This is a genomic window from Streptomyces sp. NPDC046939, from assembly GCF_040644575.1.
Taxonomy (GTDB): domain Bacteria; phylum Actinomycetota; class Actinomycetes; order Streptomycetales; family Streptomycetaceae; genus Streptomyces.
In genome coordinates, this window is record NZ_JBEYWV010000029.1 from 16,607 (window position 1) to 31,241 (window position 14,635).

The 14,635-nt window shown below is 69.4% G+C and carries 14 protein-coding genes; 10 read left to right on the top strand and 4 right to left on the bottom strand.

Features of this window, described 5'->3' with window-relative positions; translation table 11 throughout:
- Nucleotides 1-71: 71 nt before the first annotated feature.
- The 4 genes from ABZ877_RS28230 (at nt 72) to ABZ877_RS28245 (ending at nt 4,662) form a co-directional block, all read left to right on the top strand.
- Nucleotides 72-2,717, top strand: a complete 2,646-nt coding sequence (locus ABZ877_RS28230; RefSeq protein WP_361076328.1) for a sensor histidine kinase KdpD — start codon at nt 72-74, stop codon at nt 2,715-2,717.
- A complete protein-coding gene (locus ABZ877_RS28235; RefSeq protein WP_361076331.1) occupies nt 2,714-3,397 on the top strand; it encodes a response regulator in 684 nt (227 codons plus the stop codon). Before ABZ877_RS28230 ends, ABZ877_RS28235 begins: the two co-directional genes overlap by 4 nt.
- A gap of 77 nt (nt 3,398-3,474) precedes the next feature.
- A complete protein-coding gene (locus tag ABZ877_RS28240; RefSeq protein ID WP_361076334.1) occupies nt 3,475-3,885 on the top strand; it encodes an OB-fold nucleic acid binding domain-containing protein in 411 nt (136 codons plus the stop codon).
- Between the two features lie 3 nt (nt 3,886-3,888).
- Nucleotides 3,889-4,662 carry a DUF3159 domain-containing protein gene (locus ABZ877_RS28245; RefSeq protein WP_361076336.1) on the top strand — a complete coding sequence of 258 codons (774 nt, stop codon included), beginning with the start codon at nt 3,889-3,891 and terminating at the stop codon, nt 4,660-4,662.
- Between the two features lie 116 nt (nt 4,663-4,778).
- Here the strand turns inward: ABZ877_RS28245 and ABZ877_RS28250 are convergent, their stop codons facing one another.
- The gene (locus ABZ877_RS28250; RefSeq protein WP_164558793.1) at nt 4,779-5,450 is read right to left on the bottom strand and encodes a TrkA family potassium uptake protein; all 672 of its coding nucleotides are present in this window, start codon (nt 5,448-5,450) and stop codon (nt 4,779-4,781) included.
- Nucleotides 5,450-6,118, bottom strand: coding sequence for a TrkA family potassium uptake protein (locus tag ABZ877_RS28255; protein ID WP_361076340.1), 669 nt, complete (start codon nt 6,116-6,118; stop codon nt 5,450-5,452). The genes ABZ877_RS28250 and ABZ877_RS28255 overlap by 1 nt, the downstream gene beginning before the upstream one ends.
- A 293-nt stretch (nt 6,119-6,411) precedes the next feature.
- Here ABZ877_RS28255 and ABZ877_RS28260 point away from each other — a divergent pair, with 293 nt between their 5' ends.
- On the top strand, nt 6,412-8,457 hold the full coding sequence (locus ABZ877_RS28260) for an APC family permease (protein WP_361076343.1): 2,046 nt from the start codon (nt 6,412-6,414) through the stop codon (nt 8,455-8,457).
- A gap of 128 nt (nt 8,458-8,585) precedes the next feature.
- Nucleotides 8,586-9,908 carry a class I SAM-dependent RNA methyltransferase gene (locus tag ABZ877_RS28265; protein WP_361076346.1) on the top strand — a complete coding sequence of 441 codons (1,323 nt, stop codon included), beginning with the start codon at nt 8,586-8,588 and terminating at the stop codon, nt 9,906-9,908.
- Between the two features lie 22 nt (nt 9,909-9,930).
- On the opposite strand, the gene ABZ877_RS28270 is transcribed toward ABZ877_RS28265, so the two are convergent.
- Both ABZ877_RS28270 and ABZ877_RS28275 read right to left on the bottom strand, forming a co-directional pair.
- Entirely contained in the window at nt 9,931-10,176 is a 246-nt protein-coding gene (locus ABZ877_RS28270) for a hypothetical protein (protein WP_361076349.1), read from the bottom strand.
- Complete coding sequence (locus ABZ877_RS28275) at nt 10,173-10,421, bottom strand: hypothetical protein (RefSeq protein WP_361076352.1); 249 nt, start codon at nt 10,419-10,421, stop codon at nt 10,173-10,175. The genes ABZ877_RS28270 and ABZ877_RS28275 overlap by 4 nt, the downstream gene beginning before the upstream one ends.
- 209 nt (nt 10,422-10,630) lie before the next feature.
- Here ABZ877_RS28275 and ABZ877_RS28280 point away from each other — a divergent pair, with 209 nt between their 5' ends.
- From ABZ877_RS28280 to ABZ877_RS28295, 4 genes are all read left to right on the top strand, one after another.
- Nucleotides 10,631-11,473, top strand: a complete 843-nt coding sequence (locus tag ABZ877_RS28280; protein WP_361076355.1) for a helix-turn-helix transcriptional regulator — start codon at nt 10,631-10,633, stop codon at nt 11,471-11,473.
- Complete coding sequence (locus ABZ877_RS28285) at nt 11,455-11,664, top strand: DUF397 domain-containing protein (protein ID WP_361076357.1); 210 nt, start codon at nt 11,455-11,457, stop codon at nt 11,662-11,664. Before ABZ877_RS28280 ends, ABZ877_RS28285 begins: the two co-directional genes overlap by 19 nt.
- A 115-nt stretch (nt 11,665-11,779) precedes the next feature.
- The gene (locus ABZ877_RS28290) at nt 11,780-12,214 is read left to right on the top strand and encodes a hypothetical protein (protein ID WP_361076359.1); all 435 of its coding nucleotides are present in this window, start codon (nt 11,780-11,782) and stop codon (nt 12,212-12,214) included.
- A 21-nt stretch (nt 12,215-12,235) separates the two neighbouring features.
- Nucleotides 12,236-14,581: a hypothetical protein gene (locus tag ABZ877_RS28295; protein WP_361076361.1), complete on the top strand. Its 2,346-nt coding sequence runs from the start codon at nt 12,236-12,238 to the stop codon at nt 14,579-14,581.
- Nucleotides 14,582-14,635 lie beyond the last annotated feature (54 nt).

A 14,635-nucleotide genomic window follows, 5' to 3' on the forward strand; every position in this document is an offset into this window, starting at 1 on the left:
GGCATCCGTCCCGTTTCACCGGCTCGCTGACCGTATGGTCGTGACGTAGCGAGCAGGAAGACGAAGAGACCATGGGACGCGGCAAGCTCCGGATCTATCTCGGCGCGGCACCGGGCGTCGGCAAGACGTACGCGATGCTGGCCGAGGCACACCGCCGTATCGAGCGCGGCACCGACTGCGTGGTCGCGTTCGTCGAGCACCACGAGCGGCCACGGACCGAGGTCATGCTCCACGGCCTCGAACAGGTGGCGCGCAAGGAGATCGAGTACCGCGGCGCCGTCTTCCAGGAGATGGACGTGGACGCGGTCCTCACCCGCGCCCCGGCCGTCGCCCTCGTCGACGAGCTGGCGCACACCAACGTGCCGGGCTCCCGCAACGCCAAGCGCTGGCAGGACGTACGTGTACTGCTTGACGCGGGCATTGACGTCGTCTCGACAGTCAACATCCAGCACCTCGAATCACTGGGCGACGTGGTCGAGGCGATCACGGGCGTACGCCAGCGCGAGACCGTCCCCGACGAGATCGTGCGCCGCGCCGACCAGATCGAACTGGTCGACATGTCGCCCCAGGCGCTGCGCCGCCGCATGGCCCACGGCAACATCTACAAGCCGGACAAGGTCGACGCGGCCCTCTCCAACTACTTCCGCCCCGGCAACCTCACCGCCCTGCGCGAACTCGCCCTCCTCTGGGTCGCCGACCGCGCCGACGAATACCTCCAGCAGTACCGCGGCGAACACAACATCCGCTCCACCTGGCAGGCCCGCGAACGCATCGTCGTCGGCCTGACCGGCGGCCCCGAGGGCCGTACGTTGATCAGGCGCGCGGCGCGGCTCGCGGAGAAGGGCGCGGGCGGCGAGGTCCTCGCCGTCTACATCGCCCGCAGCGACGGCCTGACCGCCGCCTCGCCCAAGGAGCTGGCCGTCCAGCGCACCCTGGTCGAGGACCTCGGCGGCACCTTCCACCACGTCATCGGCGACGACATCCCCGCCGCGCTCCTCGCGTTCGCGCGCGGCGTCAACGCCACCCAGATCGTCCTCGGCTCCTCGCGCCGCAAGGCGTGGCAGTACGTCTTCGGGCCCGGCGTCGGCGCCACCGTCGCCCGTGAGTCCGGGCCCGATCTCGACGTCCACATCGTCACCCACGAGGAGGCGGCCAAGGGGCGCGGCCTGCCCGTCGCGCGCGGCGCACGGCTCGGCCGCTCCCGGATCGTGAGCGGCTGGCTCATCGGCGTCGGCGGCCCGGCGCTGCTCGCCCTCGCGCTCACCCACATCGACGCCGACCTCGGCCTCGCCAACGACATGCTGCTCTTCCTGAGCTTCACCGTGGCGGCGGCCCTGGTCGGCGGACTCCTGCCCGCCCTCGCGGCGGCGGCGTTCGGCTCGCTGCTCCTCAACTACTTCTTCACGCCCCCGCTGCACATGTTCACGGTCGCCGACCCCAAGAACATCGTCGCCATCGTGATCTTCTTCAGCGTCGCCGTCTCGGTCGCCTCGGTCGTCGACCTGGCCGCCCGCCGCACCCACCAGGCCGCCAGGCTGCGCGCCGAGTCCGAGATCCTCTCCTTCCTCGCGGGCAGCGTCCTGCGCGGCGACACCAGCCTGGAGGCGCTGCTCGAACGCGTACGGGAGACGTTCGCCATGGAGTCCGTCGCCCTCCTGGAGCGCGAGGACGACACCGCGCCGTGGACCTGCGCGGGCAGCGCGGGACCGCGCCCCGACGGCCGCCCCGAGGACGCCGACGTGGACGTGCCCGTGGGCGACCACATGGCGCTCGCCCTGTCCGGGCGCGTGCTGCCCGCCGAGGACCGCCGGGTCCTCGCCGCGTTCGCCGCGCAGGCCGCCGTCGTCGTGGACCGGCGCAGGCTCCAGTCCGAGGCCGAGCAGGCCCGCACCCTCGCCGAGGGCAACCGCATCCGCACCGCCCTGCTCGCCGCCGTCAGCCACGACCTGCGCACCCCGCTCGCCGGGATCAAGGCCGCCGTCTCCTCCCTGCGCTCCGAGGACGTCGACTGGTCGCCCGAGGACCAGGCGGAACTCCTGGAGGGGATTGAGGCGGGCGCCGACCGCCTCGACCACCTCGTCGGCAACCTGCTCGACATGTCCCGCCTCCAGACCGGAACCGTCACCCCGCTCATCCGCGAGATCGACCTCGACGAGGTGGTGCCGATGGCGCTGGTCGGCGTACCGGAGCCCGAGCGGACCATCGACCTCGACATCCCGGAGTCACTGCCCATGGTCCGGGTGGACAAGGGGTTGCTGGAGCGGGCCGTCGCCAACATCGTCGAGAACGCCGTCAAGTACAGTCCACCCGATCAACCCGTCCTCGTCTCCGCCAGCACCCTCGGCGAACGGCTCGAACTGCGCGTCGTCGACCGCGGCCCCGGCGTCCCGGACGAGGCCAAGGAGCGCATCTTCGCCCCGTTCCAGCGCCACGGGGACGCCCCGCGCGGGGCAGGCGTGGGCCTCGGGCTCGCCGTGGCGCGCGGCTTCGCCGAAGCCATGGGCGGCACGCTCGACGCGGAGGACACTCCAGGGGGCGGCCTCACCATGGTGCTCACCCTGCGGGCCGCGGGCCGCGCATCCGAACCACAGGACCAGACGTTGATCCGTACGGCAGCACCGACACCACCATCAGCGACATCACCGCCAACCACTTCACCACCAGCGACGGCACCGGAAGCCGGCAGCGCAGGACCGCAGAGAGGCAGGCACGCATGACCCGGGTGCTCGTGGTCGACGACGAACCGCAGATCGTGCGCGCCCTCGTCATCAACCTCAAGGCGCGCAAGTACGAGGTGGACGCCGCGTCCGACGGCGCGGGCGCCCTCCAGCTCGCCGCCGCCCGCCACCCCGACGTGGTCGTCCTCGACCTCGGCCTGCCCGACATGGACGGCGTCGAGGTCATCAAGGGGCTGCGCGGCTGGACCCGCGTCCCCATCCTGGTGCTCTCCGCCCGCCACTCCTCCGACGAGAAGGTCGAGGCGCTCGACGCGGGCGCCGACGACTACGTCACCAAGCCGTTCGGCATGGACGAGCTGCTCGCCAGGTTGCGGGCCGCCGTACGGCGCGCCGAGCCCACCGGCGGACCCGAGGACGGCGGCATCGTTGAGACGGAGGACTTCACCGTCGACATGGCCGCGAAGAAGGTCCACCGGGACGGCCGTGACGTGCGGCTCACCCCCACCGAGTGGCACCTGCTCGAAGTGCTCGTGCGCAACACGGGCCGCCTCGTCAGCCAGAAGCAGCTCCTCCAGGAGGTCTGGGGGCCGTCCTACGGCACGGAGACCAACTACCTGCGCGTGTACATGGCGCAGTTGCGCCGCAAGTTGGAGACCGACCCCTCGCACCCCCGGCACTTCATCACCGAGCCCGGCATGGGCTACCGCTTCGAGAGGTGATCCGAGCGGTACGGGGCCCGAAAAGCGGGTACACCAGCGAGTACGACCGTGTCAGCGGCCCCGGGTACGCTTCCTGTATGAGTGCTGTTCCTCGTTCCGACAGGGCGTCCGAGAAGCCGGCGGGCCGTTTCCGGCGCATGCTCGACCGACTGTCCACCTCCCAGGAGGATCTGGAGTCGGAGGAGCTGCGCGAGGATTCGGAGACCACGGGCTGCACGCGCATCGGTGACTGCCATGACCGCCAAGTGGTGTCGGTAACTGGTACGTTGCGCACGGTGACCCTGCGACCACGCGCCGGAGTCCCGGCCCTGGAAGCGGAATTGTTCGACGGCTCGGCCGCGCTCGACGTGGTCTGGCTCGGCCGACGCTCGATCGTGGGCATCGAGCCCGGCCGCAAGCTGATCGCTTCGGGACGGATCTCGATGAGCCGGGGCCGTAGGGTGCTGTTCAACCCGAAGTACGAACTCAGACCGCTCGGACGGGAGTAGCCGGTGACGTCCCTCGACAAGCCGACCGACCGCGAACAAGAAGCCGATCGAACTGTCGACGGCTCCACCGCCGCCAAGGCGGTGACCGAAGCCGCGCTCTTCGAGGCGTTCGGCGGCGTGCGCGGCATGGTGGAGACGGTCGTCCCCGGCCTCCTCTTCGTGACCATCTTCACGATCAACAAGGACCTGCACATGTCGGCCATCGCGGCCCTCGCGGTGTCCCTGGTCCTGGTCGTGGTCCGCCTGGTCATGAAGGACACCGTCAAGCACGCCTTCAGCGGCGTCTTCGGGGTCGCGTTCGGCGTCGTCTTCGCGATGATGACCGGCAGCGCCAAGGCGTTCTACCTGCCCGGCATGCTCTACACACTGGGCCTCGCGCTCGCGTACATCGTGACCACGCTGTGCGGCGTTCCCCTGATCGGGCTGATCCTCGGACCGGTGTTCAAGGAGAATCTGTCCTGGCGGACGCGGAACCCCGGCCGGAAGAAGGCGTACAGCAAGGCGAGTTGGGCCTGGGGGCTCATCCTGCTCGCCAAGTGCGCCATCCTGTTCCCGCTGTACTTCTGGGCGGACACGGACGCGGCCAGCACGCAGTTCGGCTGGGTGCTCATCGCGTTGAAGATCCCGCCGTTCCTGCTGGCGGTGTGGCTCACGTGGGTCTTCCTGGCGAAGGCGCCCGCGCCGATCGATGTGTTTGCCGAGATGGAGGCCGCGGAGAAGGCGGAGGCGGCCCGTGTTGAGGGTGGGGGTACGGCGCGGCATCGCCGTGAGGCCTGAGGTGCCTTCGCGGGTGCGGGTGGTCTGTGGCTGAGCGCGCCGTTCCCCGCGCCCCTGAAAAGCAAAAGGATGGCCCGGCGAGCTGAAAGCTCGCCGGGCCATCCTTTTGCTTTTCTTTACGCGTCCTCGCGGCGGACCGACAGCAGGTCCTCCAACTGCTCCTCGCGCGCCTGGGCCGCCACGAACAGCAGTTCGTCGCCCGCCTCCAGGGAGTCCTCCTGGCTGGGGGCCAGGACGCGGGTGCCGCGGATGATCGTGACCAGGGACGTGTCCTGCGGCCACTGGACGTCGCCCACGCGCGTGCCGGCCAGCGCCGACTCCGGCGGGAGCGTCAGTTCGACCAGGTTCGCGTCGCCGTGGCTGAAGCGGAGCAGGCGGACCAGGTCGCCGACGCTCACCGCCTCCTCCACCAGGGCCGACATCAGACGCGGGGTGGAGACGGCGACGTCGACGCCCCACGACTCGTTGAACAGCCACTCGTTCTTCGGGTTGTTCACACGGGCGACGACCCGCGGGACCCCGTACTCGGTCTTCGCGAGCAGGGAGACGACGAGGTTGACCTTGTCGTCGCCGGTGGCCGCGATGACCACGTTGCAGCGCTGGAGCGCCGCCTCGTCCAGGGACGTGATCTCGCAGGCGTCGGCGAGCAGCCACTCCGCCTGCGGGACGCGCTCGACCGAGATGGCCGTCGGCGCCTTGTCGACGAGGAGGACCTCGTGACCGTTCTCCAGGAGCTCGCCCGCGATCGAGCGGCCGACCGCTCCGGCTCCGGCAATGGCGACCCTCATCAGTGACCGCCTTCCTCGGGGCCCTCGGCGAACGCCGCCTCGACCTTCTCGACCTCGTCCGTGCGCATCATCACGTGCACGAGGTCGCCCTCCTGCAGCACCGTCTGCGACGTGGGCAGGATCGCCTCGCCGAGCCGGGTGAGAAACGCCACGCGCACGCCCGTCTCCTCCTGGAGGCGGCTGATCTTGTGCCCGACCCAGGCGTCGGAGGCGTGCACCTCGGCGAGCTGCACACCACCGGTCGGGTCGCGCCACAGCGGCTCCGCGCCCGACGGCAGCAGGCGGCGCAGCATCTGGTCGGCGGTCCAGCGGACCGTGGCGACCGTGGGGATGCCCAGGCGCTGGTAGACCTCGGCGCGGCGGGGGTCGTAGATCCGCGCCGCCACGTTCTCGATGCCGAACATCTCGCGGGCCACCCGGGCGGCGATGATGTTCGAGTTGTCACCGCTGGAGACGGCGGCGAAGGCGCCCGCCTCCTCGATGCCCGCCTCGCGCAGGGTGTCCTGGTCGAAGCCGACCCCGGTGACGCGACGGCCGCCGAACCCGGAGCCCAGACGGCGGAAGGCCGTCGGGTCCTGATCGACCACGGCGACCGTGTGGCCCTGTTGCTCCAGGGTCTGGGCGAGCTGGGACCCCACTCGGCCACAGCCCATGATCACGATATGCACGGACCTACCCCGCACTCCTCATAGGCCAACTGACCTGCGTAAACACCCTGCTCATGACTCTCTCTCGCGGCTCGGTCCGACCGGTGCGGCTCGATCTCGGGCGCGGCGCCGGATTTATTCCCCGCCGCACGCTCGGCACCACCGTAGCGGCAATGCGCGGGAAGTCCTCCTTCGCGTCGGGGGCTAGATCGTCGGCGCTCTCCGGGCCGGTGACGTGGGCGTGACGGGCGGCACGGTCCCGAATCGGGGTGGTGGGTGGGCGGGCCCCCTTTCGACCGCTTACGATCCTCTGCGTGTCCAAACTGACCGACGTGCCCAAACGGATCTTGATCGGGCGCGCTCTGCGCAGTGATCGGCTCGGAGAAACGCTCCTGCCGAAGCGCATCGCTCTCCCCGTTTTCGCTTCCGACCCGCTGTCCTCCGTGGCGTACGCGCCGGGCGAGGTCCTGCTGGTCCTCTCCATCGCGGGCGTGTCGGCCTATCACTTCAGCCCCTGGATCGCCGTCGCGGTCGTCGTGCTGATGTTCACGGTCGTCGCCTCCTACCGGCAGAACGTGCACGCCTATCCGAGCGGCGGCGGCGACTACGAGGTGGCCAACACCAACCTCGGCCCGAAGGCCGGGCTCACCGTCGCCAGCGCCCTGCTCGTCGACTACGTCCTCACCGTCGCCGTCTCCATCGCCTCCGGCATCGAAAACCTCGGCTCGGCGATCCCCTTCGTGGTCGAGCACAAGGTGCTGTGCGCCTGCGCCGTCATCGTCCTGCTGACGTTGATGAACCTGCGCGGCGTCAAGGAGTCCGGGAAGCTCTTCGCGATCCCGACGTACGTGTTCGTCGCCGGCGTCTTCATCATGATCGCCTGGGGCGCCTTCCGCGGCATCGTCCTCGACGACTCCATGCGGGCCCCCACCGCCGACTACCACATCAAGGCCGAGCACCAGGGGCTCGCGGGCTTCGCGCTCGTCTTCCTCCTCCTGCGCGCCTTCTCCTCCGGTTGCGCGGCGCTGACCGGCGTCGAGGCGATCTCCAACGGCGTCCCCGCGTTCCGCAAGCCCAAGTCGAAGAACGCGGCCTCCACGCTCGCCCTCATGGGCGCGCTCGCCGTCACCATGTTCTGCGGCATCATCGCGCTCGCCATGGCCACCAAGGTCCGGATGGCCGAGCACCCCGCCACCGACCTGATCCACAACGGTGTCGCGGTCGGCGCCGACTACGTGCAGAACCCGGTGATCTCCCAGGTCGCGGAGGCCGTCTTCGGCAAGGGCAGCTTCCTGTTCATCATCCTGGCGGCGGCCACGGCGCTCGTGCTCTTCCTCGCCGCCAACACGGCGTACAACGGCTTCCCGCTGCTCGGCTCGATCCTCGCCCAGGACCGCTACCTGCCGCGCCAGCTGCACACCCGCGGCGACCGCCTCGCGTTCTCCAACGGCATCGTGCTGCTCGCGGGCGCCGCCATGCTCCTCGTCGTCATCTACGGCGCCGACTCCACCCGCCTGATCCAGCTCTACATCGTCGGCGTGTTCGTCTCCTTCACGCTCAGCCAGACGGGCATGGTCCGGCACTGGAACCGCCACCTGGCGACCGAGCGCGACGCCGACAAGCGCCGCCACATGGTCCGCTCCCGCGCGATCAACGCGTTCGGCGCCTTCTTCACCGGCCTCGTCCTCGTCGTCGTCCTGGTCACGAAGTTCACGCACGGCGCCTGGGTGGCGCTGCTCGGCATGTGCATCTTCTACGCGACGATGACCGCGATCCGTAAGCACTACGACCGGGTCGCCGAGGAGATCGCCGCGCCGGAGACGCCGTCCGACGACAGCGTCCGCCCGTCGCGCGTGCACTCGATCGTCCTGGTCTCGAAGATCCACCGCCCGACCCTGCGCGCGCTCGCCTACGCCAAGTTGATGCGTACGGACACCCTTGAGGCATTGAGCGTCAATGTTGATCCGGCCGAGACGAAGGCGTTGAGGGACGAGTGGGAGCGTCGAGGTCTTGACGTTCCGCTCAAGGTGCTCGACTCGCCCTACCGCGAGATCACCCGCCCGATCATCGAGTACGTCAAGAGCCTGCGCCGGGAGTCGCCGCGCGACGCCATCAGCGTGATCATCCCCGAGTACGTGGTCGGCCACTGGTACGAGCACCTGCTGCACAACCAGAGCGCGCTCCGGCTCAAGGGACGCCTGCTGTTCACGCCGGGGATCATGGTGACCTCCGTGCCCTACCAGCTCGAGTCCTCCGAAGCGGCCAAGAAGCGGGCGCGCAGGCGCTCCGAATGGCACGCGCCGGGCTCGGTGCGCCGCGGACCGGTCGAGAAGCGTCCGAAGCAGCCGAGCGGCAAGTAGTACCCGCGCATCCCGCGCGGACCGGCTCGTGGTGAGCGGCCGGACGACAGCCACGTAGACTGGACGGCTGTTGTCCGGCCGCTCGCGCTTTCCGGCCGTTTCCCCTCAGAGGTACTGGAGCCCCCGCCATGCAGGCAGAAGAGAAGACGTCACTGGTGGGGGAGGAGTACGAGGTCGAGATCGGGCCCGTCGCGCACGGCGGGCACTGCATCGCGCGCACCGCCGAGGGCCAGGTCCTCTTCGTCCGGCACACGCTGCCCGGCGAGCGGGTCGTGGCCCGGGTGACGTCCGGCGAGGAGGGCGACCGCTTCCTGCGCGCCGACGCCGTACAGGTGCTCGAAGCGTCCAAGGACCGGGTCGAGGCGCCCTGCCCGTACGCGGGCCCCGGCCGCTGCGGCGGCTGCGACTGGCAGCACGCGAAGCCGGGCGCGCAGCGCCGCCTGAAGGGCGAGGTCGTCGCCGAGCAGTTGCGGCGGCTCGCGGGCCTCACACCCGAGGAGGCCGGCTGGGACGGCACCGTGATGCCGGCCGAGGGCGACAAGGTCCCGGCGGGCCAGGTCCCCTCCTGGCGCACGCGCGTCCAGTACGCGGTGACGGAGGACGGGCACGCGGGGCTGCGCCGCCACCGTTCGCACGACGTCGAGCCCATCGAGCACTGCATGATCGCCGCCGAGGGCATCTCCGAGCTGGGCATCGAGCAGCGGGACTGGTCGGGCATGGAGTCCGTCGACGCCATCGCCGCCGCCGGCTCCCAGGACCGCATGGTCATCCTGGAGCCCAAGCCCGGCGCCCGGCTGCCGCTCGTCGAGCTGGACAAGCCGGTCTCCGTGATGCGCGTCGGCGAGAAGGACCGCGGGGTGCACCGCGTGCACGGCCGCGCCTTCGTGCGCGAGCGCGCCGACGGCCGTACGTACCGGGTCGGCAGCGGCGGCTTCTGGCAGGTCCACCCGCAGGCGGCGGACACGCTGATGCGCGCGGTCATGCAGGGCTTGTTGCCGCGCAAGGGCGACACGGCGCTCGACCTGTACTGCGGCGTCGGCCTCTTCGCGGGCGCCCTCGCGGATCGCGTCGGCGACAAGGGCGCGGTGCTCGGCATCGAGTCCGGCAAGCGGGCCGTCGAGGACGCGCGCCACAACCTCGCCTCCTTCGACCGGGTCCGCATCGAGCAGGGCAAGGTCGAGTCGGTCCTGCCGCGCACCGGCATCACCGAGGCCGACCTCATCGTCCTGGACCCGCCGCGCGCGGGCGCGGGCAAGAAAACGGTCGCCCACCTCACGACACTCGGCGCCCGCCGCATCGCGTACGTCGCCTGCGACCCGGCGGCGCTGGCCCGGGACATTGCGTACTTCCGCGAGGGCGGGTACCGGGTGCGGACGCTGCGGGCGTTCGATCTGTTTCCGATGACGCATCATGTGGAGTGCGTGGCGATCTTGGAGCCTGCCGCGAAGTAGCCGCTGTGGCGGGCGGCTGCCGTCATCTGGGCTGTCTGCTGCGGGCGTTCGCCACGGCGAGGAGAGCGCTCAGTAGCTCGTCCGCGGTGAGGACGCGGATGCGGTCGGGGGTCGCGTCCCACTCGCGGCCACCTGCGAGTGGGCGGAGTTGGATGTACGGGCCCTCGTGGCCCATGACGCGTCCGACGCGGTCGCGGACCGTGTCGTGGACGACCTTGCCGGTGGTGACGACGGCGGCGGCGAGGGCATCGTCGGCGGCGTCCGTCACCTGGCGATCCCCTTGTTGATCACGTCCGCGATCAGCAGGGCTACGGAGGCCGAGCACACGCCCAGGTGGACGAGCGCGTACCGGGGCTCGTCCTTGTGGTCGTCCGCCCAGGGGGTACGGATGTCCATCGCGGGGAGTTGGATACCCGTCTGGGAGAGCGCGGCGGCGAGGGCGTCGCGGGCCGCGATGGCTTCCTCGATCTTGGGTTCCGTGGTGGTGGTGGCGTTGCGGGGCGTGGGGGCCATGTCCGGGTCCTCGTCCGTGGGTTGCGTGTGCGGGTTCCGCTGACTGCATGACCTGGCTGTCCTGCGTGGATTACGCTGCGTAGCCCGGTCGTCACCAGAGTGCGTCCGGAGGCGGGTGACCGCGTTGTGGGCGGGGCGATCGTGCCCCTGCCCGCGCAGGTGGTTCCACGCGTTCCACATCGTTCAGCGCACGTCCCGGAGGGAGCGGCATGTCGCAACGGCGCGTCATCACCGGCCGCAGTCAAGAGCCACGTCAGCGGTTCGCGGAGGAACTGCGGAGACTGCGGGCCACGAGCGGGACCAGCCTGCGGGCGCTCGGTGAACGGCTGGGCTGGGACTACTCGCTCTTCGGCAAGATGGAGAAGGGCGAGACGATCGGCAGCCCGGAGGTCGTCCAAGCGCTGGACACGCACTACGGGACGCCGGGGCTGTTGCTGGCCCTCTGGGAGCTGGCCGCCGGGGACCATACGCAGTTCCGTGAGCGGTACCGGCGGTACATGGCGCTTGAGGCGCAGGCGGGGAGCCTGTGGCACTTCGCGGTGAGTGTGCTGCCGGGGTTGTTGCAGACGCCGGGGTATGCGCGGGAGGTTCTTGCCGCGGGCGGGCTCAGGGGGAAGGAGCTTGAGCAGCAGGTCGAGGCGCGGATGGGGCGGCGAGAGTTGTTGGCGGGGGAGGACGCGCCCCCGTTCCGGACCATCCTGTCCGAGGCGGTCTTGCGGACGCCCTTGCAGGATGCGGGGGAGTGGCGGGGGCAACTGGAGTACCTCGGGGAAGCTGCGGAGCGTCCCAATGTGACGGTCCATGTGCTTCTGCAGAGGGCAGGGTTGCACGGTCTTATGAGCGCCGACATGTGGTACCTGCTCCTGCCGGAAGGGCGAACTGTCGCCTACACCGAAAATGGATACCGGGGCGAACTCATCGAGGACGCGCACCCGGTTGTGCGTTTGCAGAAGACGTACGATGCGGTGCGCGACATGGCGCTCACCCCGGTTGAGTCGCGCAAATTCATTCTGCGGATGCTGGAGGAAGCAAAGTGCGATCCACCGATCTGACCGCCGCCTCCTGGCGCAGGAGCAGCTACAGCAACCAGGACGGCGGGGCTTGCGTCGAGATCTCCGACGACTTCGCCGCTGTCGTCCCGGTGCGGGACAGCAAGGTTTCACGCGGGCCGGTGCTCGTGTTCTCCTCCTCTGACTGGGCCTCCTTTGTGTCGGCGCTCAAGAGCGGGCAGTTGAGCGGCTGATCGTTGATCGGCGCGCGGGCGCGCGTGTACGGTGCCGTCCAGGCTTCAGGAGCAACTATCGGCCACCGAGCGGGTAGTTGGTGTCCTGGGCAATGGATGAGTCGCGGGGGCTTTCATGACGTTTGAGCGGGAATGGGCCGAGCTGCGTGCCACGGCGGCCGAGCGGAGTGCCATGCGGCTCAACAGCATTCCGGCCGACGGGGGCGGAGGCGGTGGTGGTGGCGAGGGCGATCTCGTGGTGCACCGGGACGACCTCGGCGCCATCGGCAGCGACGCCTATGAGTTGCTGGGGCGGGTGCAGAAGGACGGTGACATCGCCCGTGCCTCCACCTTCGACGCGGCGACCGCGCTGACCAACGGGAACTTCGCCAGTGGGGCGGCCGTGCTCAAGGTGCACGACTTCTGGCAGACGCATCTGAAGACGCTGACGGAGTCCTGCGCGCAGATCTCGAACCACCTTGATTACAGCAAGGCCCAGCACGCCAAGGACGAGGCGAAGGTCGAGGGTGATCTGACCCGTATCTCCGTCCTCTCGGAATACATGAAGTAGGGCTCGGGGGAGCGCACCACCATGCTGAAGTACGAGGACATCATCGACGCCCCCGTGGGCAAGCTGAAGGCCGCCGCCGACGACTGGTCGGAAATGGCGGGGAAGCTGGACAAGCTCGCCACCGACGCCGGTGACGGAATGAAGGCCAAGGCGGACAAGGCGGCCTGGGAAGGCGTCAACGCCGGGGTCACCAAGGCGTTCATCAGCAAGACCGTCAAGGAGTTCGCGGACGCCGCCGCCGAGGCCAAGGGCGTGAAGCTGATCCTGGAGGACGGTTACGCGGCCATCAAGAAGGCCAAGGACGACCTCGTCAATATCCGGGACCATGAAGGGCCCGCTGCTGGGATTCACGTGGACGGCAAGGGCAAGGTGACGGCCCGGCATCCATTGTCCGAGCAGCCCGGGGCGCGGCACGATCCCGATTACAGCGACCTCCTTCAGCAGGAGCGGAAGAACATCGAGTCGTGGCAGAAGCGGATCGACCAGATCGTCGACGACTGCAACGACACCGATGTCGCCCTCAAGAACAGCCTTGAGGCCAACGTCACCGACCGCAAGGACTTCAGCGCTCCCACGTACACGAAGCTCGACCAAGAGGAGGCCGCCCGCGCCGCCGCCCTCGCGTCCAAGGGCCGGGACCTGACGCACGCCGAGCTTCAGCAGCTCAATGAGTTGCTGGCCGACAACCACGGGTCGGCCGAATTCTCCAAGGGCTTCTACGAGAAGCTCGGCCCCGAGAAGTCCCTCGCGTTCTTCGGGCAGCTCTCCACGGACACGTACGAATACGGCAAAGTCGACGCGGAGCGGCTCAAGGACGTCCAGGAGCTGCAGCGGAACCTCGGCCTCAATCTGGCCACCGCCTCCCACGACAAGGAATTCACCGACAAGTGGGGCCCCGAACTCCGTAAACTGGGCACGGAGCGCATTCCGCTCGCCAAGAACGACTACGGCGGGCCGTTCGGGTATCAGCTCCTCGGCGGCATCATGCGGTACGGGAACTACGACGCGAAGTTCCTCAACCCGATCGCGGAGCACGTGGCGCAGTTGCACGCCAAGGACCCGTACATGTTCGCCGACAACAAGGTGGTGAACAGCCCGTTCAAGAACCCGTTCAACCCCTCCGGGAAGAACGGCGCCGGTTACGATCCGGCCACCGCCATGCTCGAAGCGCTCGGCAACAGTCCGGAGGCGGCGAAGAAGTTCTTCACCGACCCGCCGACCGCGTACAACGAGGACGGCACAGTCAATCAGGGTGCCACGGCCAACCTCGGGAAGGACAAGGACGGCAAGGCGTTCGACAACTACCTCGACTTCTTCACCGACGAGGACTGGGATTCCTTCGGCGACGTCAACTCGCTCGACGAGAAGGAGCTCAAGGGCTCGCTCGACCACATGCCCGACGCCCTCGGCCACGCCCTGGAGGCCGCGACCCTCGGCTACCCCGCCGGGCAACCGGACGCCGATGTGAAGCGGGACGCCGACAACGCCGCGGTCATGCGGCAGGTCATGGAGAAGTACGCGGACGACCCGGGGCTGCTCAAGGAGCATCACGAGGCGATGGCCGACAGCCTGGGCACCATGGGCGCGGGCTACATCGACGACATCAACTGGGCGCTGGACAAGAACGATCCGGACAGCGTGTTCGCGCCGAAGGACGGGAAGGGGCACCTCGACTTCTCGGGGACCACGGACGGGAACGGGCGGAGCACCGTCCGCGGCTTCCTCAGCACCATGGGTCAGCACCCGGACGCCTACGCGACGCTCTCGACCGCGGAGCAGGTCTACAGCCGCAGCGCACTGGAGGGGACCGTCGGCGCCGACGGACAGCCGAACGAGGGTGCCGCCAGGGCGACCGTGCGCATCGGCGCCGAGGTGCAGGGCATGCTCGACCAGTCCCGCGCCGACCAGGTGGAGGCCACGAACCTCAAGACCCACGAGGACTACGAGAAGGCGGTCGCCAAGCGCGCGGGCTGGGTCGAGTTCGGCGCCACGGCGGGCATCGCGGCGGGTGTCGCCTTCCTGCCCGCGACGGCGGCCGTGGGCACGGCGGCGGTCCTCATCCCGCTGGCGACCGACACCGCGAGCGGCGCCGCCGAGCAGCTCATCGGCCAGATGGTCGGCGACGGCGCCGACAACTCGGTGGACGAGCACAAGGAGAAGGTCGAGGAGCTCACCAGGGACGAGAAGACCAAGATCTACTCCTCCGGTGAGAGCATGGCCGAGGCCCCGATGGAGGCCTATCTGCTGAACAACGGCATCGACCCCAACAGCAAGTTCGGGCAGGACCTGAAGGAATCGATGCTGCTGGGCTACGCGACCGGCAACGACCGGGAGAACCAGCAGGGCAACGACCCGGAGACCGGCTGAGGCCGCGGGGCGGCCGAGGACACGTGAGGATGCGGACAGTGATCAGTGGTAGGT

Bases quoted from the DNA above. Each gene is read 5' to 3' on its own strand.
- ABZ877_RS28230 (WP_361076328.1), top strand. From the start codon at position 72: ATGGGACGCGGCAAGCTCCGGATCTATCTCGGCGCGGCACCGGGCGTC.
- ABZ877_RS28235 (WP_361076331.1), top strand. From the start codon at position 2,714: ATGACCCGGGTGCTCGTGGTCGACGACGAACCGCAGATCGTGCGCGCC.
- ABZ877_RS28240 (WP_361076334.1), top strand. From the start codon at position 3,475: ATGAGTGCTGTTCCTCGTTCCGACAGGGCGTCCGAGAAGCCGGCGGGC.
- ABZ877_RS28250 (WP_164558793.1), bottom strand. From the start codon at position 5,450: ATGAGGGTCGCCATTGCCGGAGCCGGAGCGGTCGGCCGCTCGATCGCG.
- ABZ877_RS28265 (WP_361076346.1), top strand. From the start codon at position 8,586: ATGCAGGCAGAAGAGAAGACGTCACTGGTGGGGGAGGAGTACGAGGTC.
- ABZ877_RS28275 (WP_361076352.1), bottom strand. From the start codon at position 10,421: ATGGCCCCCACGCCCCGCAACGCCACCACCACCACGGAACCCAAGATC.
- ABZ877_RS28280 (WP_361076355.1), top strand. From the start codon at position 10,631: ATGTCGCAACGGCGCGTCATCACCGGCCGCAGTCAAGAGCCACGTCAG.
- ABZ877_RS28290 (WP_361076359.1), top strand. From the start codon at position 11,780: ATGACGTTTGAGCGGGAATGGGCCGAGCTGCGTGCCACGGCGGCCGAG.
- ABZ877_RS28295 (WP_361076361.1), top strand. From the start codon at position 12,236: ATGCTGAAGTACGAGGACATCATCGACGCCCCCGTGGGCAAGCTGAAG.